The organism is Phyllobacterium chamaecytisi (genome assembly GCF_020164455.1).
GTDB classification, from domain to species: Bacteria; Pseudomonadota; Alphaproteobacteria; order Rhizobiales; family Rhizobiaceae; genus Phyllobacterium; species Phyllobacterium chamaecytisi.
Genome location: NZ_JAIQWW010000004.1, coordinates 21,259 through 47,823 on the forward strand (window position 1 = coordinate 21,259; position 26,565 = coordinate 47,823).

General features: G+C 55.8%; 28 protein-coding genes. 6 read left to right on the top strand and 22 right to left on the bottom strand.

Annotated features, from left to right (window positions below):
• Positions 1-154 precede the first annotated feature (154 nt).
• Genes ntrC through dusB form a run of 3 tightly spaced genes read right to left on the bottom strand, consistent with a single transcriptional unit; the run spans position 155 to position 3,761 of the window.
• Positions 155-1,615, bottom strand: coding sequence for a nitrogen regulation protein NR(I) (gene ntrC, locus LB462_RS07460; RefSeq protein WP_224506676.1), 1,461 nt, complete (start codon positions 1,613-1,615; stop codon positions 155-157).
• A gap of 2 nt (positions 1,616-1,617) precedes the next feature.
• Positions 1,618-2,772 (bottom strand): two-component system sensor histidine kinase NtrB, encoded by a 1,155-nt coding sequence (locus LB462_RS07465; protein ID WP_224506677.1) that lies wholly within the window; start codon positions 2,770-2,772, stop codon positions 1,618-1,620.
• Complete coding sequence (gene dusB / locus LB462_RS07470; protein ID WP_224506678.1) at positions 2,772-3,761, bottom strand: tRNA dihydrouridine synthase DusB; 990 nt, start codon at positions 3,759-3,761, stop codon at positions 2,772-2,774. Before dusB ends, LB462_RS07465 begins: the two co-directional genes overlap by 1 nt.
• 202 nt (positions 3,762-3,963) lie before the next feature.
• On the opposite strand from dusB, the gene LB462_RS07475 reads away from it, so the two are divergent.
• Together LB462_RS07475 and LB462_RS07480 are read left to right on the top strand one after the other, a co-directional pair.
• Positions 3,964-5,157 (top strand): bifunctional 2-C-methyl-D-erythritol 4-phosphate cytidylyltransferase/2-C-methyl-D-erythritol 2,4-cyclodiphosphate synthase, encoded by a 1,194-nt coding sequence (locus LB462_RS07475; RefSeq protein ID WP_224507093.1) that lies wholly within the window; start codon positions 3,964-3,966, stop codon positions 5,155-5,157.
• On the top strand, positions 5,154-5,645 hold the full coding sequence (locus tag LB462_RS07480; protein WP_224506679.1) for a CinA family protein: 492 nt from the start codon (positions 5,154-5,156) through the stop codon (positions 5,643-5,645). Before LB462_RS07475 ends, LB462_RS07480 begins: the two co-directional genes overlap by 4 nt.
• Positions 5,646-5,654: 9 nt before the next feature.
• Here the strand turns inward: LB462_RS07480 and LB462_RS07485 are convergent, their stop codons facing one another.
• The 19 genes from LB462_RS07485 to tpiA all read right to left on the bottom strand — a co-directional run bounded on the left by LB462_RS07485 (position 5,655) and on the right by tpiA (position 22,192).
• Positions 5,655-5,888 (bottom strand): hypothetical protein, encoded by a 234-nt coding sequence (locus tag LB462_RS07485; RefSeq protein ID WP_224506680.1) that lies wholly within the window; start codon positions 5,886-5,888, stop codon positions 5,655-5,657.
• A 75-nt stretch (positions 5,889-5,963) separates the two neighbouring features.
• On the bottom strand, positions 5,964-6,416 hold the full coding sequence (locus LB462_RS07490; RefSeq protein ID WP_224506681.1) for a type II toxin-antitoxin system RatA family toxin: 453 nt from the start codon (positions 6,414-6,416) through the stop codon (positions 5,964-5,966).
• Between the two features lie 3 nt (positions 6,417-6,419).
• Positions 6,420-7,385 carry a lipoyl synthase gene (gene lipA, locus LB462_RS07495; RefSeq protein ID WP_112529217.1) on the bottom strand — a complete coding sequence of 322 codons (966 nt, stop codon included), beginning with the start codon at positions 7,383-7,385 and terminating at the stop codon, positions 6,420-6,422.
• Between the two features lie 14 nt (positions 7,386-7,399).
• Positions 7,400-7,678 carry a GlsB/YeaQ/YmgE family stress response membrane protein gene (locus tag LB462_RS07500; RefSeq protein WP_112529219.1) on the bottom strand — a complete coding sequence of 93 codons (279 nt, stop codon included), beginning with the start codon at positions 7,676-7,678 and terminating at the stop codon, positions 7,400-7,402.
• 15 nt (positions 7,679-7,693) lie between these two features.
• Positions 7,694-7,957, bottom strand: a complete 264-nt coding sequence (locus LB462_RS07505; RefSeq protein ID WP_370637088.1) for a hypothetical protein — start codon at positions 7,955-7,957, stop codon at positions 7,694-7,696.
• Positions 7,958-7,978: 21 nt separating this feature from the next.
• The gene (gene lpdA, locus LB462_RS07510; protein WP_224506682.1) at positions 7,979-9,424 is read right to left on the bottom strand and encodes a dihydrolipoyl dehydrogenase; all 1,446 of its coding nucleotides are present in this window, start codon (positions 9,422-9,424) and stop codon (positions 7,979-7,981) included.
• A 17-nt stretch (positions 9,425-9,441) separates the two neighbouring features.
• Complete coding sequence (locus tag LB462_RS07515) at positions 9,442-10,080, bottom strand: SGNH/GDSL hydrolase family protein (RefSeq protein ID WP_224506683.1); 639 nt, start codon at positions 10,078-10,080, stop codon at positions 9,442-9,444.
• 8 nt (positions 10,081-10,088) lie between these two features.
• On the bottom strand, positions 10,089-11,453 hold the full coding sequence (locus LB462_RS07520) for a pyruvate dehydrogenase complex dihydrolipoamide acetyltransferase (RefSeq protein ID WP_224506684.1): 1,365 nt from the start codon (positions 11,451-11,453) through the stop codon (positions 10,089-10,091).
• A gap of 15 nt (positions 11,454-11,468) precedes the next feature.
• Positions 11,469-12,857, bottom strand: a complete 1,389-nt coding sequence (locus LB462_RS07525) for a pyruvate dehydrogenase complex E1 component subunit beta (RefSeq protein ID WP_224506685.1) — start codon at positions 12,855-12,857, stop codon at positions 11,469-11,471.
• Between the two features lie 13 nt (positions 12,858-12,870).
• Positions 12,871-13,902: a pyruvate dehydrogenase (acetyl-transferring) E1 component subunit alpha gene (gene pdhA / locus LB462_RS07530; RefSeq protein ID WP_224506686.1), complete on the bottom strand. Its 1,032-nt coding sequence runs from the start codon at positions 13,900-13,902 to the stop codon at positions 12,871-12,873.
• Between the two features lie 128 nt (positions 13,903-14,030).
• Positions 14,031-14,363 carry an FtsB family cell division protein gene (locus tag LB462_RS07535; RefSeq protein ID WP_114430194.1) on the bottom strand — a complete coding sequence of 111 codons (333 nt, stop codon included), beginning with the start codon at positions 14,361-14,363 and terminating at the stop codon, positions 14,031-14,033.
• Between the two features lie 157 nt (positions 14,364-14,520).
• A complete protein-coding gene (gene eno / locus LB462_RS07540; RefSeq protein ID WP_224506687.1) occupies positions 14,521-15,798 on the bottom strand; it encodes a phosphopyruvate hydratase in 1,278 nt (425 codons plus the stop codon).
• A 149-nt stretch (positions 15,799-15,947) separates the two neighbouring features.
• A complete protein-coding gene (locus LB462_RS07545; protein WP_114430069.1) occupies positions 15,948-16,307 on the bottom strand; it encodes a PRC-barrel domain-containing protein in 360 nt (119 codons plus the stop codon).
• Between the two features lie 104 nt (positions 16,308-16,411).
• Positions 16,412-17,245, bottom strand: coding sequence for a 3-deoxy-8-phosphooctulonate synthase (gene kdsA / locus LB462_RS07550; RefSeq protein WP_224507095.1), 834 nt, complete (start codon positions 17,243-17,245; stop codon positions 16,412-16,414).
• The gene (locus LB462_RS07555) at positions 17,242-18,138 is read right to left on the bottom strand and encodes a VOC family protein (RefSeq protein WP_224506688.1); all 897 of its coding nucleotides are present in this window, start codon (positions 18,136-18,138) and stop codon (positions 17,242-17,244) included. Before LB462_RS07555 ends, kdsA begins: the two co-directional genes overlap by 4 nt.
• A gap of 25 nt (positions 18,139-18,163) precedes the next feature.
• Complete coding sequence (gene pyrG / locus LB462_RS07560; protein ID WP_112529239.1) at positions 18,164-19,792, bottom strand: CTP synthase; 1,629 nt, start codon at positions 19,790-19,792, stop codon at positions 18,164-18,166.
• Between the two features lie 146 nt (positions 19,793-19,938).
• Entirely contained in the window at positions 19,939-20,619 is a 681-nt protein-coding gene (locus LB462_RS07565; protein WP_224506689.1) for a L,D-transpeptidase, read from the bottom strand.
• Between the two features lie 210 nt (positions 20,620-20,829).
• Positions 20,830-21,315 (bottom strand): preprotein translocase subunit SecG, encoded by a 486-nt coding sequence (secG, locus tag LB462_RS07570; RefSeq protein ID WP_224506690.1) that lies wholly within the window; start codon positions 21,313-21,315, stop codon positions 20,830-20,832.
• Positions 21,316-21,427: 112 nt separating this feature from the next.
• Positions 21,428-22,192, bottom strand: coding sequence for a triose-phosphate isomerase (tpiA, locus tag LB462_RS07575; protein WP_224506691.1), 765 nt, complete (start codon positions 22,190-22,192; stop codon positions 21,428-21,430).
• 141 nt (positions 22,193-22,333) lie between these two features.
• On the opposite strand from tpiA, the gene LB462_RS07580 reads away from it, so the two are divergent.
• Genes LB462_RS07580 through moaC form a run of 4 tightly spaced genes read left to right on the top strand, consistent with a single transcriptional unit; the run spans position 22,334 to position 26,564 of the window.
• Positions 22,334-24,223 carry a SurA N-terminal domain-containing protein gene (locus LB462_RS07580; protein WP_224506692.1) on the top strand — a complete coding sequence of 630 codons (1,890 nt, stop codon included), beginning with the start codon at positions 22,334-22,336 and terminating at the stop codon, positions 24,221-24,223.
• A gap of 12 nt (positions 24,224-24,235) precedes the next feature.
• Entirely contained in the window at positions 24,236-25,255 is a 1,020-nt protein-coding gene (gene trpD / locus LB462_RS07585; protein WP_224506693.1) for an anthranilate phosphoribosyltransferase, read from the top strand.
• Between the two features lie 2 nt (positions 25,256-25,257).
• Positions 25,258-26,076, top strand: coding sequence for an indole-3-glycerol phosphate synthase TrpC (gene trpC, locus LB462_RS07590; RefSeq protein WP_224506694.1), 819 nt, complete (start codon positions 25,258-25,260; stop codon positions 26,074-26,076).
• Positions 26,073-26,564, top strand: a complete 492-nt coding sequence (gene moaC / locus LB462_RS07595; protein WP_224506695.1) for a cyclic pyranopterin monophosphate synthase MoaC — start codon at positions 26,073-26,075, stop codon at positions 26,562-26,564. Before trpC ends, moaC begins: the two co-directional genes overlap by 4 nt.
• Position 26,565: the final 1 nt, after the last annotated feature.

Below are 26,565 nucleotides of genomic sequence, written 5' to 3' on the forward strand. Positions count from 1 at the left end.
TTAATTCACGAGATTTCTGGTGATTACTCTGCACATACTCACCTTAAAAAGGCTCTGTTGCAGTAGTTACAATTTTATCTTCTATTGATATTGTTAGAACTGGTGAATCATTTGATAATACTTAATGATTTCTTAAAGAGCAAAGGCCGCCTGTTCAGCGTTCGCTCTTGGTGCTCTTGTAGATGTTGACGCCCAGTTCGCGGATTTTCTTACGCAATGTATTGCGATTGAGTCCCAGCAATTCGGCAGCCTTGATCTGGTTCCCATGTGTCGCCGTCAGGCAAGAAAGGATAAGTGGATACTCCATCTCCTCCAGCACGCGCTGATAAAGACCGACGGGTGGTAGGTCGTCCCCATAGGAAAGGAAGTAGCGCTGCATGTTCAGTTCGACCGCCTGGCCGATAGTTACATCCTGGTCCGCCATCGAATTCGACGATGGCTCGGTTGGCCGCAGGTCGGCCTTGAGTTCCGCCTCGATGACGTCCGCATTGATCTCTTCCTGGGGATAGAGAGCGGCAAGACGGCGGACGAGGTTTTCCAGTTCGCGCACGTTACCTGCCCAAGGGTAACGCCGCATAAGATCGAGGCCATCAGCCATGATACGTTTTTCAGGCAGACCGTCTTTCGCTGCCATCTTGAAAAAATGGCGCACGAGATCCGGAATATCTTCGCCGCGTTCGCGTAAGGGTGGCAGGCGCAGCGGCACGACATTGAGACGATAGTACAGATCTTCGCGGAAAAGGCCTTGATTGATCAGGGTGCGCAGATCCTTATTGGTGGCAGCAACAATGCGCACGTCGGTCTTGATCGGTGTGCGCCCGCCGACGGTCATATATTCACCCTGCTGCAACACGCGCAAAAGCCGCGTTTGTGCTTCCATCGGCATATCGCCGATTTCGTCGAGGAACAGCGTGCCGCCATCCGCCTGTTCGAACCGTCCGCTCGACCGGTTCTGCGCGCCAGTGAAAGCCCCGCGCTCATGGCCGAACAATTCTGACTCGATAAGGTCACGCGGAATCGCTGCCATATTGATGGCGACGAACGGACCTTTGCGCCGGCGGCCATATTCATGCAGAGCCTTCGCCACCAGCTCCTTGCCGGTACCGGACTCACCGGAAATCATCACCGTCAGATCGGTTTGCATCATGCGCGCCAATACCCGATAAATGTCCTGCATCGCTGGCGAGCGGCCGACCAGCGGCATTGTATCGGGTTGCTCGTCGGCAGCCCATTTTTCCGGCTTTTTCTTCGGTTCCGAAAGTGCTCGACCAACGATGCTGACCAGTTCCGTCAGATCGAACGGTTTGGGCAAATATTCGTAGGCTCCCGCCTCAGAGGCACGAATGGCGGTCATGAAGGTGTTTTGCGCACTCATGACGATGACGGGCAGATCGGGTCGCGATTTTTTGATGCGTGGCAGGAGATCGAAAGCGTTTTCATCGGGCATCACCACATCGGTGATTACGAGATCGCCATCGCCCGCCGATATCCAGCGCCACAGGGTGGCTGCATTCGACGTTATGCGGACGTCATAACCTGCACGGGAGAGCGCCTGATTGAGGACCGTTCTGATTGCTGCGTCGTCATCTGCGACGAGAATACTGCCCAAACTCATGATCAGGATCCTGCTTTCTTCGTATATGGACTGTCGTCTGCATGGTCGTCATCAAGCGGACCGCTCTGCCATGCGGGCATGAGAATTCTGAATGTCGTCTTGCGCGGTACGGAATCGCATTCGATGACGCCGCCATGGTCCCCGACAATCTTGGCGACCAAAGCGAGGCCAAGCCCGGAACCATTCGGCTTTGTGGTTATGAACGGGTCGAACAGATGCGGCATAATATCGGGCGTCACACCCGCACCCGTGTCCGAAACGCAAAATTCGAGCGGCAGCGACACTCGGGTGCGCATACCTGGAACCGACAGGCGAATACCTGGACGGAACGCGGTTGAGAGTGTGATTTCGCCTGGCTCGTTGGCGCCGATGGATTCGGCTGCATTTTTTACGAGATTGAGGAACACCTGAACAAGCTGATCGCGATTTGCGAACACATAAGGCAGCGACGGATCATAGTCCTCGTGAAACTTGATATGGCTGGCAAATCCGTTCTTGGCGATGGCTTTGACGTGATCGAGCACCACGTGAATATTCACCGCTTCCCGTTCTATCGGGCGTTCGTCGGAAAAAACTTCCATACGATCGACGAGTGACACGATCCGGTCGGTCTCATCGGTGATCAACCGTGTCAGCGCCCTGTCATCGTCAGAAAGGCCGGTCTCAAGCAATTGCGCTGCTCCCCGGATGCCAGAGAGCGGGTTCTTGATTTCATGCGCCAGCATGGATGCAAGGCCAGTAACCGAACGCGCCGCGCCGCGATGCGTCATCTGCCGATCGAGTTTTTCCGCCATCGAGCGTTCCTTGAAAAGAATGACGATCGAACCCGGCGATTCACTGACGGGAGTGACATAGAGATCGACAATCCGGTCCTGGCCGAGCCGCGGTGACGAGACATCGACGCGGTACTCGTTCACTGGCGACGGGTTTTCGCGCACTTGCTTGACCAGCGCCAGCAGTGGGCTGCCGAACGGCAGCAGCATATCGAGCGTGTTGCGGCTCAAAATGTTGGCGCTTGAGCGGAAGAACGCTTCAGCATCGGCGTTGGCATAAGAAATATAACCTGCATCATCGAGCATGATCACCGGGTGCCGGATCGAATTCAGGACGATGCCCGCCAACCGGTCGCCCAGCATAGATTTATCCGATGCTGTCATCAGGCCACCTTCCTCATTTCTTCTGTATTTGTGAGCGCAGCGTGGAGACGTCGTGCAACGTGCTGGGGATTGGTTTCGGTCATGATCGATGCGCGGACAAGGGGCCCTACGTCGCATCCGTGTTTGTCGAGATACCAGCCAAGATGTTTGCGCGCATGGCGAATACCCGTGGCTTCGCCGTAATGCGAGAGCATCGCTTCGTAATGCGCGACTGCATAATCGGCGATCATGTGGCTGGCATCTGGTTCGTTTCCGTGAACGATCGTTCCTGGTAGCCAAGGTTGACCGTAAGATCCGCGGCCTACCATGACCGCATCGGCACCCGAGGCCTCTAGGATTGCCTTTGCATCGTCACGGTTAAGAACATCGCCATTAGCCACGAGAGGGATCGAAATGGCGTCCTTGACAGCTCGAATAGCGTGCCAATCAGCTTTGCCTTCGTAGAACTGGCAGCGCGTGCGGCCATGCACGGTGATCATCTTGATACCGGCCTGCTCTGCACGCGCAGCTAGCTCCGGCGCATTGATACTATCGTCATCCCAGCCGAGCCGCATTTTCAACGTAACCGGAATCTGCACAGCACCGATTGTTGCTTCAACCAGTGTCAACGCATGATCGAGATCGCGCATGAGTGCCGAGCCCGACAAGCCACCCGTTACCTTTTTGGCCGGGCAACCCATGTTGATATCGACGATATGAGCGCCCTCGCCTTCGGCGATCCTCGCTGCTTCAGCCATCCATCGCGTTTCACGGCCTGCGATCTGCACAACGTGCGTGCCCAATCCATCACCCCTGAGGCGCAACAGGTTGCCGCGTTCGCGCGTGCAAAGCTCTGCACTTGCAACCATTTCCGAGACGACCATGCCGGCTCCGGCCTGCCACGCCAACCGGCGAAACGGCAGGTCAGAGACGCCAGACATCGGCGCCAGAAACACGCGGTTACGCAAATGTACCCCGCCGATATCCAGTGGTTGATCCAATTCGATCACGCGATTCTGCCTGTTTCGTATGCAATTTCGTAATAGCCTATCCTTTAGACACGTCCGTGCCTCTTCGCAAGGCATTGCGTACAGCGAATGGCCGGATTTCGACCCGGTCGTTGCTAAAGTTCTGGTCTTTCCGTTTGGCAAAGGGTAACGCAGTCTGCATCGAACGGAGAGAAGCGTGCCGGGGAAGTCTGACAATAAGGAAATGCGGGTATCTGCGGTCATTGTAGCGGCCGGACGCGGTGAACGCGCAGGCCAAAGCGTTGAAGGACCAAAGCAATACCGCAAGATTGGCGGAGAGGCCGTTCTGGCGCACACGATGCGCGCATTTCTTGATTGCCCGTTGATCGACCACGTCGTTGTGGTAATCCACAAGGAAGACAATGCGCTGTTCGCCTTGGCTCTTGGAGATCACGCCGCAAGAGTTACTGCGGTGACAGGTGGACCAACCCGCCAGGAATCGACACGTCTCGGGCTTCTGGCTCTCAAGGAGAAAACACCGGATCACGTGTTGATTCACGACGGTGTTCGCCCCTTTATTTCGGCAGATCTGCTGGAGCGGGTCATTTTCAATCTGACCCCGCATATCGGGGTCCTGCCGGTCCTTGCTGTGTCGGATACGTTGAAAGCTGCCGGACCGGACGCGATGGTCAGCTCAACGGTACCGCGCGCAGGCCTTTATGCAGCGCAGACTCCGCAAGCATTTCCCTATTTGCCGATCCTCAATGCGCATAACGCAGCATTTACAGCTGGCCGATCCGACTTCACGGACGATTCGGCGATCGCCGAATGGCATGGCCTGCCGGTGCGGATCGTTGAAGGATCGGCCGACAACACGAAATTGACTTGGGCAAAGGATATCGAAATGGCCGATGATCGCCTGTCGCAAAAATATTCGGCATTTCCGGACGTGCGCACCGGGAACGGTTACGATGTGCATGCTTTCGAGCCGGGCAATGGCGTGATGCTCGCCGGCGTATTCATCGAACATGATCAAAAACTGTCCGGGCACTCGGACGCCGACGTTGCCCTGCACGCTTTGACCGACGCCCTGCTCGCAACACGCGGCGCCGGCGACATCGGCACGCATTTTCCACCGTCCGATCCACAGTGGAAGGGCGCTGCCTCGCATATCTTCGTGGAGCATGCGGTGAAAATCGTCAAGGAAGCCGGCGGCCGGATTGCCAATGCGGATGTTACGCTGATCTGCGAAGCGCCGAAAGTAGGTCCGCACCGTGAGGCGATGACAGCAGCATTGTCAAAAATGCTGGGCATTTCCGTGGATCGCATTTCTATCAAGGCCACGACCAATGAGAAGCTCGGTTTCATCGGTCGTAAGGAAGGCATTGCAGCCATTGCGACGGCATCTGTGATCTACCCGGGAGGGCTGCCGGAATGAGCGGGCTCATCGCAGAAGCCAAGGCAATTGCGGTCCTTGAAGCCTGCCGTCGTCACGGCATTCTACTGGCCACGGCTGAATCCTGCACCGGTGGTTTGATCGCAGCGTCGCTGACTGATATCGGTGGCTCGTCAGATGTCGTGGACCGCGGGTTCGTCACCTATTCCAACGAAGCCAAGCAAGAAATGATTGGCGTCCCGGCAGAACTGATCGCCAAACACGGTGCGGTATCTGAGGAAGTCGCTTTGGCTATGGCAACAGGCGCCCTCGCACATTCGCGCGCAGGCATTGCGGTTTCGGTAACAGGTATCGCCGGACCCGGTGGCGGTTCGGACGCCAAGCCCATAGGACTTGTCTGGTTTGGGTTGGCCCTGAAAGACAAGCCGCCGGTCGCAGCGCGCCACCTGTTTGTTGATCACGGTCGCGCATCAATCCGCAATGCCGCCGTCAATGCTGCGCTTGATATGCTTTTGCGGGCGCTACGGTAGGACTAACGGTTACGCAGCAGATGGTAATAACAGCATCAGCGCGCCTATTGCAGCAACCACAAGGCCCGGCCAATTCGCTTTCAAACCGAGAAAACGCAGACCGCGATGGCGCGGTTCAAGACCGGCAGAATCACCGTTGCGCGAATGGGATTCACTCATCTCACCGCGATAAACCGCAATTCCGGCCATATACAAAAGCCCGCAAACAACGAATAGCGCACCGATCAGTTTGGTCGTTAACATCACAACCTCCTTGCGATTAACGTAACGGATAGCGCGCGGTTTCGTTCCTGCGGGCGGGCCGGGCAGCGTGGCGGATCACTTGCCGTAGATTGAGTCCGCTCGTTTTTCAAAAGCTTCGGTGAATTTCCTGAAGGCTATGTCGAACATCGACCCCATGAGAAAGCCAAGCGTGCGGCTCTTGAATTCATAATCGATATAGAATTTCACTGCTGAATGTTCCGGATTTTCATCCAGGACGAATTGCCAGCGATTGTCGAGATAGCGGAATGGCCCGTCTATATATTTGGTGATGATGACTTTTTCTTCCGGCTTCAAAAGAACCTGGCTGGTGAAGGTCTCACGGATCAGCTTATAGCCGACAGTCATGTCGGCAATCAGCAACGTCTTACCATGACTTTCCTTGCGTGAACGCACTTTCAAGCTCTCGCACATCGGCAGAAATTGCGGATAAGTCTCAATATCGGCGACCAGATCAAACATCTGTTCGGCGCGATGCTTCACATGGCGGGTCGTTTCAAATTTCGGCATCGGTCACGCGCGGTTTGCGTGCAGCGCCTCGCGTGCAGCCTTCAGCCTGGCGAAATCTTCACCGGCATGATGCGATGAACGTGTTAGCGGACTTGATGCTACGACCAAAAACCCCTTGGTTTTGGCGATTGTCGCATAGGATTTGAATTCGTCCGGCGTTACATAGTTCAGTACGGCGTGATGCTTGCGTGTTGGCTGCAGATACTGGCCAATCGTCATGAAATCCACATCCGCCGAACGCAGATCATCCATCAGCTGCAGCACTTCGTTACGCTCTTCTCCAAGCCCAACCATAATGCCGGATTTTGTAAAGATCGTCGGATCAAGTTCCTTCACCCGCTGCAACAGGCGGATCGAGTGAAAGTACCGTGCGCCCGGACGAACTTTGAGATAATTGGACGGAACAGTCTCAAGATTGTGGTTGAAGACATCTGGACGGGCAGCCACGACAATTTCCAAAGCGCCTTCCTTGCGCAGGAAATCCGGTGTCAAAATCTCGATGGTCGTTCCGGGCGAAATACGGCGAATGGCATGGATCACATCGGCAAAATGCTGCGCACCGCCATCAGCGAGATCGTCACGATCGACCGAAGTGATGACCACATGCTGCAAACCCATTTTCAAAACGGCCTTGCCGACATTCTCCGGCTCATTCGGATCAAGCGCGGTTGGCAGACCAGTCGCGACGTTGCAGAACGCGCAGGCACGGGTGCAGATCTCGCCCATGATCATGAATGTTGCGTGCTTCTTGTCCCAGCACTCGCCGATATTGGGGCAGCCGGCCTCTTCACACACCGTGACAAGATTGTGCGAGCGCACGATGTCACGCGTTTCCGAATAGCCTTTCGACACGGGAGCCTTGACTCTTATCCAGTCCGGCTTCTTCAGAATCTCCGAGTCCGGGCGATGCGCTTTTTCGGGATGCCGAAGACGCCGCTTTTGATCGATCGTGTCGAGTACCGTTACCATCAAATTATCCTAGACTAGCTTGCGGGCCTGGCTTTGCCGAAGACCCACAGAATGAGAATTGCGCCAACTGTCGCAACGATCAGGTTTCCAAAAAAACCGTAGAAATTGAAATCCAGCAGACCTGCCAGCGTGCCGCCAACGAAAGAGCCGGCGATGCCTACAAGAATGTTGGTTAAAAGGCCATGATTACGGTTCGTTGCCTTTTCTGCGATATACCCGGCGAGGAAGCCGATAAGTAGCATTCCAAAGAAACCGACACCGGGCATGCCCATAATACCAACTGGCTGATCCATGCTTCTCTCCCCTCGCTAGCGCCCTGATGCAATGGCAATTGCGCGCAACACCAAGGCCCATATAGCACCGAAAAGAAAACCACCCAACCCGCAAGCAAAGGTAACAATCCAGACACCAAGCCAACCGCCGATTGCCGTTCCGTTAATGGATATGGTGTTGCCTGAAACCAGACTCAAGGCGGACGGCACAAACCCGAGCCCAAGGCCGATCAAGGTCGACCATTTGAGGATCGCCCATGAAAGGCTGATCCAGGGTCTGCTATCCTTGATGGTGACCAAGAGCCAAATTTCCTTCGTTGCTTACGCGTTTAACACACGGCCATAGGCATCCAGCACGCTTTCCTTCATCATTTCCGACAAAGTCGGATGCGGGAAGACAGTGTGCATCAATTCCTCTTCGGTCGTTTCGAGGTTCATGGCGACGACGAAGCCCTGGATAAGTTCCGTGACTTCCGCACCGACCATGTGGGCGCCGATCAGCTGGCCGGTCTTTTTGTCGAAGATCGTCTTGACCAGACCCTGATCTTCGCCAAGCGCAATCGCCTTGCCGTTTGCGGCAAACGGGAAACGCCCGACGCGAATCTCGCGACCATTCTCCTTGGCCTTCGCTTCAGTGAGGCCAACGGACGCAACCTGTGGTTGGCAATAGGTACAGCCCGGAATCTTGTCCTTCTCGATAGGATGAACGCCCGGGAAGTTTGCAATCTTCTCGATACAGATCACACCTTCATGCTCAGCCTTGTGCGCGAGCATTGGTGGTCCGGCAACATCGCCAATGGCATAGACGCCGGGCACGTTGGTCCTGCCGTAACCGTCGATCACGACGCAACCACGATCGGTCTTCACGCCCAAAGCCTCGAGCCCAAGATTTTCGATATTACCCTGAACACCAACCGCCGAAATCAGTCGGTCCGCAGTGATCTTCTCTACCTTGCCGTCCTTGGTCTCGACATGTGCGGTGATTGAATTCGCGGCTTTATCGACCTTCGTCACCTTGGCGTCCGTGATGATTTTCATACCCTGCTTTTCGAACTGCTTGCGAGCGATCCCGGAGATTTCGGCATCCTCGACAGGCATCACGTTGGACAGAAGTTCGACGACAGTCACCTCTGCACCCATGGAACGGTAGAACGACGCGAATTCGATCCCGATTGCGCCAGATCCCATAACAACAAGTGATTTAGGCATTTCCGGCGGCACCATTGCTTCGAAATAGGTCCAGATTAGCTTGCCGTCCGGCTCGATGCCCGGCAGCGCGCGCGGGCGGGCGCCAGTGGCGAGAATGATATGCTTAGCCGAATAAGTACCCTCGCCCAAAGCATTTTTCGGTAGCGGCGGTTGTGGCTCCATCGGCTTTTTCGAGGTCTTGGAGACAACGATCTCGCCGGGCTTCGACAGCTTGGCCTCTCCCCAGATCACGTCGACCTTGTTCTTCTTCATCAGGAATCCGACGCCGGCATTGAGTCTGCCCGAAACCCCGCGTGACCGCTGAACGACTGCTTTGACATCGGCGGAAATCTTTCCCTCGATGGTCAATCCGTAATCCTTGGCATGCTGGCCATAATGAAAAATCTCTGCCGAGCGCAATAAGGCTTTGGTCGGGATACAACCCCAGTTCAGGCAGATGCCACCAAGATGTTCACGCTCGACGATTGCGGTCTTGAAACCGAGCTGTGCGGAGCGGATGGCGGTAACGTAGCCGCCCGGGCCCGAACCAATGATGATCACGTCGTAATTATTGGCCAAGACCTTGGTCCTCCTGCTTAAAGCTCGAGTATATCTCGAACGATGGGTGCAATGGCTTTGCCGATTGCCCGTGTATTCTCTGCATCAAGATGAACGCCATCTAATGGCGAAGTTCTGGCGACCGAGCCCGCATCGAAAAATGCACAATCAACAAGTTCAGCGGCATTCTTGTAAAAGGCAGCGAGCAGGCGTGACTGTTCGATGCCCTGTTCGAAAGTTCGTTGGAACTCCAGTTCGTCAATCGCCGTAAGCGCTGGAGGCGACATGATCAGGATCTGCGGCGCCTTTGCGTTCATTTGATACGGCGCGGTGCGGACAATCTCGATCAACCGCTGCATACCGCGCTTGGTGCCTTGGGCATTACCACAGATAAAGTTCTTCATGTCATTGCTACCAAGCATGATGATCACGAGATCGAGCGGAAAATGCGCACCAAGTACGGTGGTCAGTGTCTTGGCGCCGTTGCGCTCGAAACCGGACAAATGGTCGTCAAAAGCCGTCGTGCGGCCATTCAAACCATCGGTAACGACGTGAACCCCGCGCCCGAGTTCAGTTTGAAGAACCTCCGGCCAGCGATCCCCGAGCGCATGGCGACCCGAGCCATCGGGAATGTATCCCCAGGTCAGCGAGTCGCCATAGCAAAGGACCGTTTTCATGGCGCCCCTCAGACCAGCATGCCCATCGGGTTTTCGATATGACGTTTGAAGGCTTGGGCAAGTTCTGCACCCAAGGCGCCGTCAACGGCGCGGTGATCAGTCGAAAGCGTCACGGACATAACGGTTGCAACCTTGATCTCACCCTTCTTGACGACCGCCCGCTCCTCGCCCGCGCCGATCGCAAGAATGGTCGCGTGCGGCGGGTTGATGATGGCCGCAAAGTCCTTGACGCCAAACATGCCGAGATTGGACACGGCGGTTGTTCCGCCCTGATATTCCTCGGGCTTCAGCTTGCGGTCGCGAGCGCGCTTGGCAAGATCCTTCATCTCATTTGAAATGGCGGAAAGCGTCTTCTCTTCAGCCTTGCGGATGATCGGCGTGATCAGGCCTCCGGGAATGGAGACAGCGACGCCAACATCCGAATGCTTGTGCTTGACCATATTGGCTTCCGTCCAGGAGACATTCGCCTCAGGCACATCGCGCAGCGCCAACGCCATCGCCTTGATGATCATGTCATTGACGGAGAGCTTGTAAGCTGGAACATCGCCCTTTTCCGTCTTGCGCATGGGCGAAGCGGCATTGATCTGCGCGCGAAGAGCCAAAAGTGCATCGAGCTCACAATCCACCGTCAGATAGAAATGCGGAACCGTCGACTTGGCTTCGAGCAGACGCTTGGCGATAGTCTTGCGCATGCCATCATGCGGTACGAGCTCGTAAGAGCCTTGCTCGAACAGTTTGAGCACTGCATCGTCAGACATTGGCTTCGGTGCTGCTGGCGCTGCAGCGGATGGCGCGGCTCCTGCAACGGGAGCCGCCTTGGCTCCACCACCGGAAATCGCCGCCTCGACGTCCTTCTTGATCACACGGCCATGCGGGCCCGAACCTGTCACCGCGCCAAGATCAATACCTGCATCCTTGGCGATCCGCCGCGCAAGCGGTGACGAAAATGGACGATCGCCGGTCTTCGCAGCTGCGGAAGCTGCCGCCGGCGCTGGAGCAGCGGCCACCTGCGGTGCTTCAGCCTTCGCGGCTTCAGGTGCAGCGTCAGCCTTCTTGTCTTCTTTCGGTGCTTCCGCTTTGGCTGGCGCCGCTGCGTCACCGCCGCCTTTGGCAGCTGCCGCGACGTCCTCGCCCTCGCCCGCCAGAATGGCGATCAGCGCGTTGACCTTGACGCCTTCAGTACCGGCAGGAACAACGATCTTGGCCACAGTGCCTTCGTCAACCGCTTCGACTTCCATCGTCGCCTTGTCGGTCTCGATTTCGGCAATGACATCACCGGACGTGACCTTATCGCCTTCCTTGACCAGCCATTTGGCAAGATTGCCCTCTTCCATCGTAGGAGAAAGCGCCGGCATGGTGATATTTATCGGCATATCGGGTTCCTCCCCTTAGGCGGTGTAGGTCACAGCTTTGACGGCGTTGATGATTTCCTGAACATTAGGCAAAGCCAGCTTTTCAAGGTTTGCCGCGTAAGGCATCGGCACATCCTTGCCGGCGATTGTCAGGATCGGTGCGTCGAGATAATCGAAGGCTTGCTGCATGACGCGGGTAGCGATTTCCGTTCCAACCGAAGATTGCGGGTAGCCCTCTTCAATCGTGACGCAACGCCCCGTCTTCTTCACCGATTCAATGACTGTTGGAATGTCCATCGGCCGGATCGTCCGCAAATCGATGATTTCCGCGTCGATGCCCATCTTCGCAAGCTCGGCTTCCGCCTTCACCGTGTAATTCATGCCGATGCCGAAGGAAACGAGCGTTACGTCCTTGCCCTTCTTGTGAATGCGGGCCTTGCCGATCGGGAGAACGAAATCGTCCAGCTTCGGCACATCGAACGAGTGACCGTACAGTATTTCATTTTCGAGGAAGATTACCGGATTTGGATCGCGGATGGCAGCCTTGAGCAGGCCCTTCGCATCGGCAGCCGAATATGGCATCACGACCTTCAGACCCGGAATATGGCTGTACCAGGCGGCGTAGCACTGCGAGTGCTGGGCAGCGACCCGGGCGGCGGCGCCGCTTGGACCACGGAACACCATCGGTGCGCCCATCTGGCCGCCAGACATATAAAGTGTCTTGGCCGCGGAATTGATGATCTGGTCGATCGCCTGCATGGCGAAGTTGAAAGTCATGAACTCGACGATCGGACGCAAACCCGTCATCGCAGCACCAACACCGACGCCGGCAAAGCCGTGTTCTGTGATCGGCGTATCAACAACGCGGCGCGGACCGAACTCGTCAAGCAAGCCCTGGGTGATCTTGTAGGCGCCCTGATATTCGGCGACTTCCTCGCCCATGATGAAGACGTTAGGGTCGCGGCGCATTTCCTCCGCCATTGCGTCGCGAAGCGCTTCGCGGACGGTGGTGGAAACCATCTCGGTTCCCTCGGGTATATCCGGGTCAGCAGCCACTTCAGCCTTAGGCGCTGCAGGAACGGATGCAGTTGGCTTTTCCGCCACAGCTTCCTGTTTCGGCGCTTCTTCCGCAGGCGCTTCAGCATTCGCCGCCTTGGGCGCGCTGGCGGCATCGGCGCTTTCGCCTTCACCAAGCAAAACGGCAATCACCGCATTGACTTTTACGTTGTCGGTGCCTTCCGGAACAAGGATCTTGCCAAGCGTTCCTTCATCGACAGCCTCGACTTCCATCGTCGCCTTGTCGGTCTCGATCTCAGCGAGCACGTCACCGGAAGTGACCTTGTCGCCTTCTTTTTTTAGCCATTTTGACAGTTTGCCCTCTTCCATAGTCGGCGAGAGCGCGGGCATCAGAATTTCTACAGGCATGATAGCGCCTCCCTTAGAGCAGAATGTCGGTGTAAAGCTCGGACGGATCCGGCTCAGGATCGGACTGGGCGAAATCGGCTGCATCGGCCACGATATCGCGAACGTCCTTGTCGATCTTCTTCAGGTCGTCCTCAGTGGACCATCCGTTTTCGATCAACCGGTGCTTCACCTGCTCTATGGGATCATGGTCGGAGCGCATTTTCTGCACTTCGTCCTTGGAACGGTATTTGGCCGGATCCGACATGGAATGGCCGCGATACCGGTACGTCTGCATTTCAAGAATCATCGGCCCCTTGCCGGAGCGTGCCCAGGCTGCAGCCTCTTCACCTGCAGCATTGACCGCACGCACGTCCATGCCGTCGACCTGAATTCCCGGAATATTGAATGAAATACCGCGCTTGGAAAAATCCGTCTCGGCTGAAGCGCGCGAAACCGATGTGCCCATCGCGTAACGATTGTTCTCGATGATATAGATAACCGGCAGCTTCCACAGGGAAGCCATATTGAAGCTTTCGTAGACCTGACCCTGATTGGCAGCACCATCGCCAAAGTAAGCCAACGAAACATTGCCGTTATCACGATAGCGATTGGCGAAGGCGAGACCGGTACCGAGCGAAACCTGGGCACCGACGATGCCGTGTCCGCCGTAAAAGTGCTTCTCCTTGGAGAACATGTGCATCGAACCGCCCTTCCCCTTGGAAAGGCCGCCGCGCCGTCCTGTCAACTCCGCCATGACACCGCGCGGGCTCATGCCGCAAGCCAGCATGTGGCCATGGTCGCGATAGCCGGTGATAACCTGATCACCTTCCTTCAGCGACATTTGCATGCCGGTGACGACAGCTTCCTGACCGATGTAGAGATGGCAGAAACCACCGATGAAACCCATACCGTAGAGCTGACCGGCCTTTTCTTCAAAGCGGCGGATCAGCAGCATGTGCCGGTAGGCTTCTAATTCTTGTTCCTTGGTGAACTGGATTGGTTTTGGTGCTTTAATAGCGGAGGTCTGCGCAGAACGCGCAGGGCTTTTTTTCGCCCTCGTGGCCATATCTCACTCCCTGTGAATTGGTCGCACGAGAATAGCAGCAGGGGCGCAACTTACAATATGCAGAATCGAATAAGTGCTATGCAAATAAGATGTTCAAAATACAGAGAAAAACGTCGATTAACCAGAAATCAGTTAATAGCTAGATCGCCGGAGCCACGCATGATAGTGACTTCGTCCGGCCGAGATACATTCAACCCCTTGCGGGCCTGTTCGTCTAGCATATCCTTCTCGATCGTACCATCATGCATAAGTTGAACCTGGCGTTCAAGCTCGGAACGCGTTGCCTTGACCGCGTCGAGTTGCGCCTGCAGCAACTGGGTTTGCTCTTGCAGCTTGATAGTTGAATAGAGTCCGTATTCGCCATGGTATGCGTGAAAACCAAAATAGGCGAAAAACAGAGTGGAGAGCAACGGAACGATCAACCGCCCCCGTTTGGTTTTTTTTCGCTGTTTTGTCCACATTTCCATAGACCCGCAAACCCAAGGAATCAGACTCACTGGCCCGATTTTTCTCCAGTCCATAAGACAATGTTTTGCTTAACAGGCGATTACCAACAGCGCAGGACAAAACGAAATGGCGGGCATTACGCCCGCCATTTTGCTGTAGATCGACAGTTTATCAGGCGCTGCGGAAGATACCGCGCCCTGCATAGCTTGCCTGCGGTCCGAGCTCTTCCTCGATACGAATGAGCTGGTTGTATTTCGCGACCCGGTCTGAACGGGCGAGCGAACCGGTCTTGATCTGTCCGCAATTGGTTGCAACGGCGAGATCTGCGATGGTCGTATCTTCAGTTTCTCCCGAGCGATGCGACATAACCGCGGTGTAGGCAGCGCGATGTGCTGTATCGACGGCGTCGAATGTTTCAGAAAGCGTGCCGATCTGGTTGACCTTGACGAGGATCGAGTTCGCGACGCCCATCTTGATGCCATCGCGCAGGCGGGCCGAATTGGTGACGAATAAGTCATCCCCAACGAGCTGGCACTTGTTACCAACGAGCTCTGTCAGATATTTCCAGCCGTCCCAATCGTCTTCAGCCATGCCGTCTTCGATGGTGATGATCGGATAATCGCCGACGAGCTCAGCGAGGTATTTCGCCTGGGTCTTCGGATCGCGAGATTTCTTTTCGCCCTCATAGACGTAGTTATCGTCCTTGAAGAATTCGGTCGAGGCGCAATCGAGACCAAGCGCGATTTCTTCGCCTGGCTTGAAACCCGCCTTCTCGATCGACTCCATAATGAAATCCAGGGCGTGCTGCGCCGTCTTCAGGTTCGGTGCGAAACCGCCCTCGTCGCCGACATTGGTGTTGTGGCCCGCATCTTTCAAACGCTTCTTCAACGTGTGGAACACTTCCGAACCATAACGAACGGCCTCGGCAAAAGTAGACGCGCCGACCGGCAAGATCATGAATTCCTGAAAGTCGATCGGATTGTCGGCATGCGCACCGCCGTTGATGATGTTCATCATCGGCACAGGCAATACGTGGGCGCTCGGACCGCCGAGATAGCGATAGAGCGGCAAGCCTGACGCTTCAGCTGCGGCTTTGGCAACGGCAAGAGATACGCCAAGAATCGCGTTGGCCCCGAGACGGCTCTTGTTCGGCGTACCATCGAGGTCGATCATCGTCTGATCGATGTGGATCTGGTTTTCCGCTTCCATGCCACCAATGGCATCGAATAATTCGCCATTGACCGCGTCGACAGCCTTTTCAACACCCTTGCCGAGATAGCGTGTACCACCGTCGCGCAATTCAACTGCTTCGTGCGCGCCGGTCGAGGCACCTGAGGGGACCGCTGCGCGGCCCATGGAACCGTCTTCGAGAACGACATCGACCTCAACAGTCGGGTTCCCGCGGCTGTCCAGAATCTCGCGGCCAATAATATCGACAATAGCAGTCATGGAGTATTCCCTTTCAATGAGCATTGAGCCTTGGGCTGGCCACTGAATAGCGAATGAACATGACAAGGAAAATCCCCACAAAGACGAATTGTGGATCAAAACAGAAAAAAGGCCGTCAATGACGGCCTCAATCCATGATGTAGCGCCTGTCAAGCCGCTACGTCATCGTAATACGAGAATGATCTGTCGCGGACCTGCAGACCGTCATTCTCTGTCAGTTCGGTTATGCCATGAGCCGGTGCTTGCTCCAGCTGTTCCTTGGTGAATGGCACAACATACCCGCCCGTTGCTTCATCGAAGTCGAGGAGCTTCCACGGCACGGCATGATATTTCTCGCCAATTCCAAGGAAGCCCCCAAAACCGACGACCGCGAACATGATACCGTCCGTGGTCTTGTCGAGCATCACATCCTCGATTTCACCAATCTTATCACCGCTGCTATTGTACACATTGGTACCAATGACGCGCGACGCACGAATAGCTTTTGTATGTCCTGAACTGGTTGGCATTTGCTCTTCTCCTCTTTTGCTTTGCCTATGAGGATAATGAGCAAGGCTGCATCACGGTTGCATCAAAACTTAATTTTCTGCGAAGGAACTTTTATGCCGTAGGCTCAAGCCCTCTTGGCAATCCGGTCGAATTCCAGAAGTTTTTCCAGGAGCCGCGGCATCTGGTCGAGTGGCACCATATTTGGGCCATCCGACGGCGCATTGTCCGGATCCTGATGCGTTTCGATGAATACGCCCGCTACACCGACAGCAACTGCCGCGCGCGCCAGCGTCTCGACAAATTCGCGTTGACCGCCTGTCGAGCCACCCTGCCCGCCGGGCTGCTGCACCGAATGGGTTGCATCGAAAATAACCGGGGCCCCAAAACCAGCCATGATAGGCAGGGACCGCATGTCGGAGACAAGCGTGTTATAGCCAAACGAAGCGCCCCGCTCAGTGACCATCACGTTGGGATTGCCGCTTTCTGTGACCTTGGCAATGACATTCTTCATATCCCAAGGCGCGAGGAACTGGCCTTTCTTTATATTGACGATCTTGCCGGTGTTGGCAGCCGCGATCAAAAGATCAGTCTGCCGGCAAAGGAAAGCCGGTATTTGCAGGACATCGACCACTTGGCCAAGGATAATACATTGCTCTTCCGTATGGACGTCAGTCAACGTCGGCAGACCGAGTTCACTACGGATATCGGCGAATACCGGCAGGGAGTTCTCCAGTCCAAATCCACGCTTCCCTGTCAACGAGGTGCGGTTCGCTTTGTCGAAGCTCGACTTGTAGACAAGGCCGATCCCGAGTTTTGCTGTCAGCTCCTTCAGCGCCCCGGCCATGTCGAATGCGTGCTGGCGGCTTTCCATCTGGCAAGGCCCCGCAATGAGAGACAATTGGCCAGTGTTGGAAAATGCAACATTGCCGGCGGAAACCGTAGAATTCAGGGACATCAGGAAGCCTCAAATGCGATGGCAGCGCCCTGCCCTGGTGCCTTGTGCACAATCAGGCGGGAGCCGCGCTTTTCGAACGGAATATTGTTGCTGGCCAGCAAAGTTTCAACCGCAGCGAGGTCACGCACTGCCAGCACGAAGGCCTGAAGCCACAAACCACGCCCGGTTTCCGAAACCTCGATGCCGAAGAACGACTGCAAGCCCTGAGCTGTCAACACTGTCACATTGGCGTTCGCGGCACGCAGATCCATACCGAATGAGTGCGCGTTGACGTCGCGCTGGCTGATGATCTCCTGCAGCGGATACTGGAAATCCGTCGGATTGACTTCGGACAGGATGACTTCGCGTAGTGCAACCGCGCCGTTCCGGTGCGTCTGCAGCGGCGTGCGATCAACCTTGGGCGTGTTCACCCGCTCGCAAGTGAAGAAGAAAGCGTCTGGCGCGCGCAAATCAGCCGCAAAAGCCAAGCGGAATCCCGCGATATCCTCTTTCCCGTCCGGTGTTACGAACGGGCGGGAAAAATTGAGAATTCCGCCAGCGGAAATGCCCGCTTTGACGAAAGCCTTGTGATCGCCGAGTGCGTCGTGCGTGCCCATGACAAGAGCAGAGAAGCCTTCATTGCCATTGCGGAACCGCCAAGCCTGATCACGGGCGACAAACACATTGCCGTTCCGCGCCTCTTCCTCGCACGTCTCACGCTGGCCGACTGCCAGAAATTCGAGAAAGCAGTCATCGCCGAAGAAAACGCAGACATTTTCGGTACCAAATGGATGCTTCCCGACAGGCGCTACGATGAAGCCCAGCTGTTCTAGACGCGCGCGCGCGACGTCAAGATCAGCGGTCGGCAGAACCAGATGATCGACAGGACGCGGGGTGCGGGGAGATGAAATGGTCATGTCAAATCGCCCCCAACGATTTTTGTCACACTAGCCGGTTCTGTGCCATTGCCGCATTGATGAACGACGCAAACAGTGGATGCGGTTCGAACGGGCGAGACTTCAATTCCGGGTGGTATTGAACGCCGATAAACCAGGGATGGTCGGGATATTCGATCGTTTCGGGCAATACGCCATCCGGCGACATGCCAGAGAACACGAGGCCGCACTCTTCCAGGCGATCCTTATAATCGATATTCACTTCGTAGCGATGACGGTGGCGTTCCGAAATATCGGTTGACCCGTAAATATCAGCGATGCGCGTACCGGATTTAAGCAAAGCTTCGTAGGCACCAAGCCGCATCGTTCCGCCGAGATCACCGGTCTGTGCACGCTTCTCCAGCATGTTGCCTTTGAGCCACTCTGTCATCAGGCCGACAACAGGTTCGCTGGTCGGACCGAACTCACTTGAAGATGCTTTCTCGACCCCTGCCAGAGATCGGGCCGCTTCGATCACCGCCATCTGCATGCCGAAGCAAATACCGAAATACGGCACCTTTTTCTCCCGTGCAAATTTCGCCGCCAGAATCTTGCCTTCTGAACCACGTTCGCCGAAGCCGCCGGGCACCAGAATGCCGTGTACCTTTTGCAGATAAGGAGCCGGGTCTTCCTGCTCGAAAATTTCCGATTCAATCCAGTCGAGGTTGACCTTTACCTTATTGGCCATGCCGCCATGGTGCAGCGCTTCGATTAGCGACTTATAAGCATCCTTGAGGCCGGTATATTTGCCGACAATGGCAATTGTCACCTCACCTTCCGGATTATGAATACGCTGGCTGACCTCGTCCCAACGCTCCATGCGCGGCTTTGGGGCTGGATCGATGCCGAACGCGGCAAGGACCTCAGAATCAAGGCCTTCCTTGTGGTAAGCCATCGGCACGTCGTAGATCGTATCGACATCGAGCGCCTGGATGACCGCCGATGCGCGCACATTGCAGAACAACGACAGTTTGCGACGTTCGGATTCCGGAATCTCGCGATCGGCACGAATCAAAAGGATATCCGGTGCGATGCCAATCGACCGCAGTTCCTTGACGGAGTGCTGCGTCGGCTTGGTTTTGAGTTCGCCTGCTGCCGGAATATACGGCATCAAGGTCAGGTGAATATAAACAGCGGTGCCTCGCGGCAAATCATTGCCAAGCTGGCGAATAGCCTCAAGGAACGGCATCGCTTCAATATCGCCGACCGTACCGCCAATCTCGCACAAGACGAAATCATAATCCTCATTGCCTTCGACAATGAAATTCTTGATCTCGTCGGTAACGTGCGGAATTACCTGAACAGTCGCGCCGAGGTAGTCTCCGCGGCGTTCCTTCTCGATGATGTTCCGGTAGATCCGCCCGGTGGTGATATTATCCTGCTTGTTGGCAGGACGTCCGGTGAAGCGCTCGTAGTGACCGAGGTCGAGGTCAGTTTCAGCGCCATCATCGGTCACGAAGACCTCGCCATGCTGATAAGGCGACATCGTGCCGGGGTCGACGTTGAGATAAGGGTCGAGCTTGCGAATCCGTACACGGTATCCACGAGCCTGGAGGAGTGCCGCCAAAGCGGCAGCAGCGATGCCTTTTCCGAGGGAAGAAACCACGCCGCCAGTGATGAAAACATATCGGGCCATGGGCTTATCTCGTTAGTCCTTTGCAAGTGATTTGGCCACAAAAAAATTCGGCCCGAAAGCCGTTTTCCCCGTTCCAATCATTTTCCATTCCAAACGAAACGGCCAGACGCGAGGTCTGGCCGTTCCAACAAATTCAACAATAGTTCTTACAGAACAATAACTTCCGTGCCAATGCTGACGCGGTTATAAAGATCGATCACATGGTCGTTGACCATGCGGAAACAGCCGTTCGATGCGGAACTTCCAATGCTCGACGGCACGATCGTTCCATGAATGCGGATATGCGTGTCCTTGTTGCCCTGCGACAGGTAAAGTGCGCGCGCACCGAGCGGATTGCCTGGGCCGCCATCCATGCCGTTTTCATATTTGGCGTAATGGGCAGGTTCCCGTTCGATCATCTCTTTGGTCGGAATCCAGCGTGGCCATTCACGTTTCGTCTGGACCACGGCTGTGCCCTTGAATTCAAGGCCTTCCTTGCCGACTGCAATACCGTAGCGGCGAGCCGTGTACGAGCTTTCGACGAGGTAGAGGAACTTTGCCTTCGGATCGATCACGATCGTGCCCGGCCTGTAGCCCGTGAATTCGACGTCCTGCGGCATGTATTTCGGATCGATCCCGTATTTGTTCTTGGCTTTGGCAGGCTGCACCGGCTTGCGAACTTCTGCAACCTCGATCGGCTGCGCCGCCGCTTGGGCATCAGTGTCGGCCTTGTCATTGCCGCCAAGCCCGAATGGATTCAGAATTTTTTTGATAATTGGTTCTGCGGATGCCGGCCCCGACAAGGCCAGGAGCGACATTCCTATAAGCAGAGAGCGACGTGACAGCATAGTTTAAAGTTCCCGCGTAGATTGCAAAACGCCATCAGCAGCGTTTGCGAGGCCCCAAGGCCAATCTGATATCGCGATATCCGAAGACCAGTTTCTTCTCAATGCAAATCGCTGTGAAGAATACCACAGATTCATTGTTCGCATCAAAAGGTTGCGGAAGCGCAACACATTTTACGCGCTTCCGTCAATCAAACGATTTGGCGGTCCGAATTACTGCGAATTCGGGACCGGATTTGCCGGTTGTGCAGGCGTAACCGGAGCTGTCGGCGCAGGTAGCGTCGATTCGGGCGCAGCCGGAGCAGTGGTACCCGGCGCTGCCGAACCTGGGGCTGGCTCATTGGAGGCAGGCGGCGTTGCATTATTGGACGAGGGGCCACCCAACTGGTTGAGAATGCCACCGCTTGTGGGAGGCTGCTGGCCTGCGGGCTGAGTGCCTGTGGTCGTGGGGATACGGTTGAGAATATCAGTCGGATTTTCACCGTAGCGGGCCATGATGCCGAGCGCCAAAGACGTTATGAAGAACCCCGTTGCAAGGATCGCCGTCGCCCGTGTCAGCACGTTTGCAGCGCCTCGGGCCGTCATGAAGCCGGAGCCACCACCAATTCCGAGACCGCCGCCTTCGGAGCGCTGCATGAGCACGACCCCAACAAGGGCAAGTACAATCAGAAGATGAATGACGATGACGACGGTTTGCATGGGGTATTTTCTGCTTTCTAGGGGTCGGACGCGGCTCTTTACACCGTATCGGCCAATAAACCAAGCCCGTCAGGTGACAGTTTTCTTGTGCTTTTCGCGGTTTTTCCGTCACTCAAAGAGAATGATAAGCCTCACAGATGGCGAGGAAGTCCGCTGCTTTCAAGCTTGCGCCACCAACAAGTGCGCCGTCGACATTTTCGACCCCCAGAAGCTCCACGGCGTTGCCTGGCTTTACTGATCCACCATAGAGGATACGAATCCTATCACCTTCACCACCGAAACGCGTACTCAACGCCGAACGGATAAAGGTATGCACTTCCTGTACATCCGTGGCGGTCGGTGTCAGACCCGTTCCAATGGCCCATACGGGTTCATAGGCTATGATGCTGTTGCCGGCGTCGGCACCATCAGGAACCGAACCCGAAAGTTGTGTAGCCACCACGTCGAGCGTAGCGCCTGCCTGACGCTGCGCTCCTGTCTCGCCAATGCAGATGATCGCCACAAGACCCGCTTCCCAGGCTGCCCTCGCCTTTGCGTTGACCATATCGTCAGTTTCGCCATGGTCCGCCCGGCGTTCGGAATGTCCAACAATGACATGGGATGCGCCGGCGTCTTTCAGCATGTCCGCGGAGGTATCGCCTGTATGCGGGCCTGACTTCTGGGTATGGCAGTCTTGCCCCCCTATGCTCAAGGCTTCACCCTCGACGGACTGGGCAGCACGGAAGACAAGCGTCGCCGGCACACAGATCAACGCGTCGATCTTCTCGCCAATCGCGGAATTCGGCCTGTTGACGATGATACGCAGTTCCTCGAGCGACTCTCCGGTACCATTCATTTTCCAGTTACCAGCAACGAGCGGACGGACATCTGGGGTCATTGAGCGTTCCTTATGCGATTGTTTTGGCAATTTCTCAGTCTGACTAGCAAATTCACTCGATAAAGCAATCGACACAAGCCTTCCATGACGCTATTCCCCTATGGATTCAATTAAGCCTCTTGACTGATACGGTGACTTTTAATGCTCGACTCTCTCCGCAATGTTGCACAAACCTGGGTGGCAAAAGTGCTCATGGGCCTTCTCGTGGTCAGCTTTGCCGGATGGGGTGTTTCCAGCACGATCCTCGGCGCAATAAGCGGCAGTGCAGCCATTCGTGCCGGACATTCCGAAGTGTCACCAGTCGATTATCGCTTGGCCTACGACCGCCAACTTGCTGCACTATCGCAGCGCTTCGGTCAGCGCCTCACGCGCGAGCAGGCCGATGCCATCGGGATTGGTCATCAGGTGCAGGGGCAGTTGGTTGCCGGCGTGGTTCTCGACGAACAGGCGCGTACCATGTCGCTCGGCCTGTCAAAGGATCGCCTGGCACAGCTCGCCGCTGAAGATCCGGCATTCCAGGGCGCCGATGGCCGCTTCAATCCAGCGCAGTTTGATATGGTGCTTCGCAACGCCGGCATGAGCCCGCAAAGCTATCTCGACAACCGTGCACAAGTCGCACGCCGTCAGCAGATCGTCGAAGCCGTTGCCGATGGCGTCAAGGCGCCTGACACCCTTCTTAAAGCGGTTGCTCTTTATAAGGGCGAGTCACGCACGATCGATTACGTCGCCATGCCGAAGAGCTTCGTGAGCGATATTGCCGATCCCAGCGATGCGGATTTGAAGACATATTTCGATGCAAACAAGGAAGTTTACGGCGCGCCGCAATACCGCAAGGTAAGCTATGTCAAGCTTGAGCCGAAGGATATCGCCAATCCGGCTTTGGTGACCCCCGAAGAGATCAAGACTGAGTATGACAAGAACATTGCGCGCTATTCGACGCCGGAAACGCGCACCATCGAACAGTTGACGTTTGCAAATGAAGACGCAGCAAAAGCTGCACATGACAAGATCGTGGCCGGAACCAGCTTCGATGATATCGTCAAGTCGGAAGGCAAGACGATGGATGACGTTCGTCTCGGCACATTCCCGAAAACCGGCCTGCCCGATCAATCAATTGCCGATCCGATCTTTGCGCTTCAGGCAAACGGTGTCAGCGACGTGTTGAAGGGTGCATTTGGGCCAGTTCTCGTTCGCGTATCGGCTATCAATCCTGCGGTCACCAAGCCTCTCACCGAAGTTGAGAAGGATATTCGTGAGACCATAGCTTTGACACAGGCAGCGTCCGCGATTGCGGATGTGCACGATGCCTATGAGAATGCGCGCGCTGACGGTGCGAGCATGGCAGAGGCCGCAGCAAAGCAGAACCTGAAGGTCGTAACGATTGATGCAGTCGATTCCAGTGGCCATGGTGCCGATGAAAAGGAAATTGCCAATCTGCCGTTCGATGAGAACCAGTTGGCAGCAGTATTCCAAGCGGACGTTGGTTTCGACAATGAACCGTTCAATCTCGGCACGAACAGCTATCTTTGGTACGACGTCGACAGTGTAACGCCTGCCCGAGAGCGCCCGCTTGATGAAGTGAAGCCGCGTGTTGTTGCTGCATGGAAGGCGGCTGAAGCCGAAAAGCGTCTCAACGAAAAAGCCGAGGAGGTGCGCAAGCGTGTTGCCGGCGGCACATCGCTCGACGACATAGCGGCCGAATTCAAATTCACCAAGGATACGAAACGCGGCATCACGCGCCAAAGCAAGGATGCCGATCTCGGTGAAGGCGGCGTCGCATCGGTCTTCGATGGCCCGGAAGGGCTTGTCGGTGTAACAGAATCGGCGTCCGACGGCTCGAAACTCATCTTCAAGGTCGTCGAGTCGATCGAACCGGCGAATGTCGGACCGGAAACGCTGACGACCGTGGAACGAGATGCATTCGGTTCTCGCATTGCCGACGATCTGCTCGACCAGCTCGTTGCGCAATTGCAGACCGTATATCCCGTGTCCATCAACCAGACCGTCATTAATCAGGCACTTGCACGTTAGGTCAGACAGAAAATGGCTGAATTAAAGCGTTTCATCGGCATAGCGGCTACAGGCAAAGCGCTCTCGCAGGAGGAAGCCGTCGAGGCTTTTGACATCATGATGTCGGGACAGGCCACCCCTGCCCAAATCGGTGCCCTGTTAATGGCGCTGCGGGTGCGTGGCGAAAATATCGACGAGATCAGCGGCGCTGTTTCCGCCATGCGTTCAAAGATGCTGAAGGTGAATACCTCTTCGAATGCCATCGATATTGTCGGAACGGGTGGCGATCAATCGGGTTCATATAATGTCTCTACCTGCGCCGCATTCGTTGCCGCCGGTGCCGGTGTTCCCGTCGCCAAGCACGGCAATCGTGCCTTGTCATCGCGTTCCGGCGCGGCCGATACACTTGCTGCTCTTGGCATCAACATCGAAATTGGCCCAGAACTGATTGCCACCTGCATTGAACAGGCCGGGATCGGCTTCATGTTCGCGCCCATGCATCACCCGGCCATGAAACATGTTGGTCCCGCACGTGTCGAACTTGGCACGCGGACCATCTTCAATCTGCTTGGCCCTTTAACCAATCCGGCAGGCGTCAAACGTCAACTTGTCGGCGTGTTCGCGCCTGAATGGGTCGAGCCCATAGCGCATGTGCTGAAAAACCTCGGATCCGAAGCCGTATGGGTTGTGCATGGCGATGGTCTGGACGAGATCACCACGGCCGGCGTGACCAAGGTCGCGGCGCTGGAAAACGGAAAAGTTCGCACTTTCGAGATCGATCCGGAATCCTTTGGCTTGCGGCTGGTGGATCCGCAGGATTTGAAGGGCGGTACGGCCGATGAGAATGCAGTGTCGCTTCTTTCGGTACTTGATGGAGCGCACGGCGCTTACCGCGATATTACCCTGTTCAATGCCGCTGCAGGGCTTGTAATTGCCGGCGTAGCGGCCGATCTCAAGGTTGGCATAGAAATGGCTGCACATTCGATTGACAGCGGTGCTGCCCGAAATGTGCTTAAAAAGCTGGTTCATGTTTCCAACAGCGAGGCGCTTTGACCATGGTTGATATCCTTCGCAAGATCGAAGCCTATAAGCGCGAGGAGATCGCTGCTGCCAAGACACGCGTCACACTTGATGAACTGAAGGTACAGATAAAGGATCAGGACTCGCCGCGCGGTTTTCTCGGTGCCCTGCAGAAGAAACGCGCCGCCGGACAGTTCGCACTGATCGCCGAGATCAAGAAGGCCAGCCCATCCAAGGGCCTGATCCGTCCGGATTTCGATCCGCCAGCCTTGGCGAAAGCCTATGAGGCCGGTGGAGCCGCGTGCCTCTCCGTACTGACCGACGCACCATCATTTCAGGGTGCTCCGGAGTTCCTGCAAGCCGCCCGTGCGGCGACTAGGCTACCTGCCCTGCGCAAGGATTTCCTGTTCGATACCTATCAGGTTTATGAAGCGCGCAGTTGGGGTGCCGATTGTATTCTTGTCATAATGGCAAGCGTTACCGACGACGTAGCCCGCGCGTTGGAAGAAGCGGCCGTTGCCCTCGATATGGATGTGCTTGTCGAAGTGCACGATGAGGCGGAACTCGAGCGCGCGTTGAAATTGAATTCGCCATTGCTCGGCATCAATAATCGTAACCTGCGCACGTTCAACGTGGACCTGGCCGTATCGGAACGCTTGGCGAAAATGGTACCGTCGAGCAAGTTTCTGGTCAGCGAGAGCGGTGTGTTCACGCATGCCGACTGCCAGAGGCTGGCAAAATCCAACATCGGCACATTTCTGGTCGGCGAAAGCCTCATGCGCCAGGATGACGTGGCGGCAGCCACGAGAACACTATTGCAGGGCACCGTAGACAAGCAGACAGACGCGGCATGACAACACCCAAGCTTACGCATCTCGACGAGACGGGCGCCGCCCATATGGTCGATGTTGGCGCCAAGGTTGATACAGAACGGGTGGCGGTTGCCGAAGGCTTGGTGAAAATGCGCGCGGAAACGCTGGCGCTTATCAAATCCGGCAATGCCGCCAAGGGTGACGTGATTGGAACGGCGCGGATCGCCGGGATCATGGCGGCGAAAAAGACCCATGATCTGATCCCGCTTTGTCATCCGCTGCTCTTGAGCAAGATATCCATCGATATCGAGGCCGATGACGCCTTGCCAGGTCTGCACGTCGTCGCAACGGTCAAATTGACCGGCAAGACAGGCGTCGAGATGGAAGCGCTGACCGCTGTTTCTGTGGCATGCCTGACGATTTACGACATGGCGAAGGCTGCAGACAAGGCAATGGTCATCCAGGATATCCGCCTTCTGCAGAAGACCGGCGGAAAGTCCGGAGCATGGTCAGCAGCGCATGAGAGATAAT

What these genes read in the sequence shown, in the direction of transcription:
- LB462_RS07485 (WP_224506680.1), bottom strand. Translation starts at nt 5,888, where the DNA reads ATGTTAACGACCAAACTGATCGGTGCGCTATTCGTTGTTTGCGGGCTT.
- LB462_RS07500 (WP_112529219.1), bottom strand. Translation starts at nt 7,678, where the DNA reads ATGGATCAGCCAGTTGGTATTATGGGCATGCCCGGTGTCGGTTTCTTT.
- LB462_RS07480 (WP_224506679.1), top strand. Translation starts at nt 5,154, where the DNA reads ATGAGCGGGCTCATCGCAGAAGCCAAGGCAATTGCGGTCCTTGAAGCC.
- lipA (WP_112529217.1), bottom strand. Translation starts at nt 7,385, where the DNA reads ATGGTAACGGTACTCGACACGATCGATCAAAAGCGGCGTCTTCGGCAT.
- LB462_RS07475 (WP_224507093.1), top strand. Translation starts at nt 3,964, where the DNA reads ATGCGGGTATCTGCGGTCATTGTAGCGGCCGGACGCGGTGAACGCGCA.
- pdhA (WP_224506686.1), bottom strand. Translation starts at nt 13,902, where the DNA reads ATGGCCACGAGGGCGAAAAAAAGCCCTGCGCGTTCTGCGCAGACCTCC.
- LB462_RS07535 (WP_114430194.1), bottom strand. Translation starts at nt 14,363, where the DNA reads ATGTGGACAAAACAGCGAAAAAAAACCAAACGGGGGCGGTTGATCGTT.
- LB462_RS07565 (WP_224506689.1), bottom strand. Translation starts at nt 20,619, where the DNA reads ATGCTGTCACGTCGCTCTCTGCTTATAGGAATGTCGCTCCTGGCCTTG.
- LB462_RS07515 (WP_224506683.1), bottom strand. Translation starts at nt 10,080, where the DNA reads ATGAAAACGGTCCTTTGCTATGGCGACTCGCTGACCTGGGGATACATT.
- moaC (WP_224506695.1), top strand. Translation starts at nt 26,073, where the DNA reads ATGACAACACCCAAGCTTACGCATCTCGACGAGACGGGCGCCGCCCAT.
- LB462_RS07555 (WP_224506688.1), bottom strand. Translation starts at nt 18,138, where the DNA reads ATGACCATTTCATCTCCCCGCACCCCGCGTCCTGTCGATCATCTGGTT.
- LB462_RS07490 (WP_224506681.1), bottom strand. Translation starts at nt 6,416, where the DNA reads ATGCCGAAATTTGAAACGACCCGCCATGTGAAGCATCGCGCCGAACAG.
- trpC (WP_224506694.1), top strand. Translation starts at nt 25,258, where the DNA reads ATGGTTGATATCCTTCGCAAGATCGAAGCCTATAAGCGCGAGGAGATC.
- tpiA (WP_224506691.1), bottom strand. Translation starts at nt 22,192, where the DNA reads ATGACCCCAGATGTCCGTCCGCTCGTTGCTGGTAACTGGAAAATGAAT.
- LB462_RS07580 (WP_224506692.1), top strand. Translation starts at nt 22,334, where the DNA reads ATGCTCGACTCTCTCCGCAATGTTGCACAAACCTGGGTGGCAAAAGTG.
- trpD (WP_224506693.1), top strand. Translation starts at nt 24,236, where the DNA reads ATGGCTGAATTAAAGCGTTTCATCGGCATAGCGGCTACAGGCAAAGCG.
- ntrC (WP_224506676.1), bottom strand. Translation starts at nt 1,615, where the DNA reads ATGAGTTTGGGCAGTATTCTCGTCGCAGATGACGACGCAGCAATCAGA.
- LB462_RS07525 (WP_224506685.1), bottom strand. Translation starts at nt 12,857, where the DNA reads ATGCCTGTAGAAATTCTGATGCCCGCGCTCTCGCCGACTATGGAAGAG.
- LB462_RS07520 (WP_224506684.1), bottom strand. Translation starts at nt 11,453, where the DNA reads ATGCCGATAAATATCACCATGCCGGCGCTTTCTCCTACGATGGAAGAG.
- secG (WP_224506690.1), bottom strand. Translation starts at nt 21,315, where the DNA reads ATGCAAACCGTCGTCATCGTCATTCATCTTCTGATTGTACTTGCCCTT.
- LB462_RS07545 (WP_114430069.1), bottom strand. Translation starts at nt 16,307, where the DNA reads ATGCCAACCAGTTCAGGACATACAAAAGCTATTCGTGCGTCGCGCGTC.
- pyrG (WP_112529239.1), bottom strand. Translation starts at nt 19,792, where the DNA reads ATGGCCCGATATGTTTTCATCACTGGCGGCGTGGTTTCTTCCCTCGGA.
- LB462_RS07465 (WP_224506677.1), bottom strand. Translation starts at nt 2,772, where the DNA reads ATGACAGCATCGGATAAATCTATGCTGGGCGACCGGTTGGCGGGCATC.
- eno (WP_224506687.1), bottom strand. Translation starts at nt 15,798, where the DNA reads ATGACTGCTATTGTCGATATTATTGGCCGCGAGATTCTGGACAGCCGC.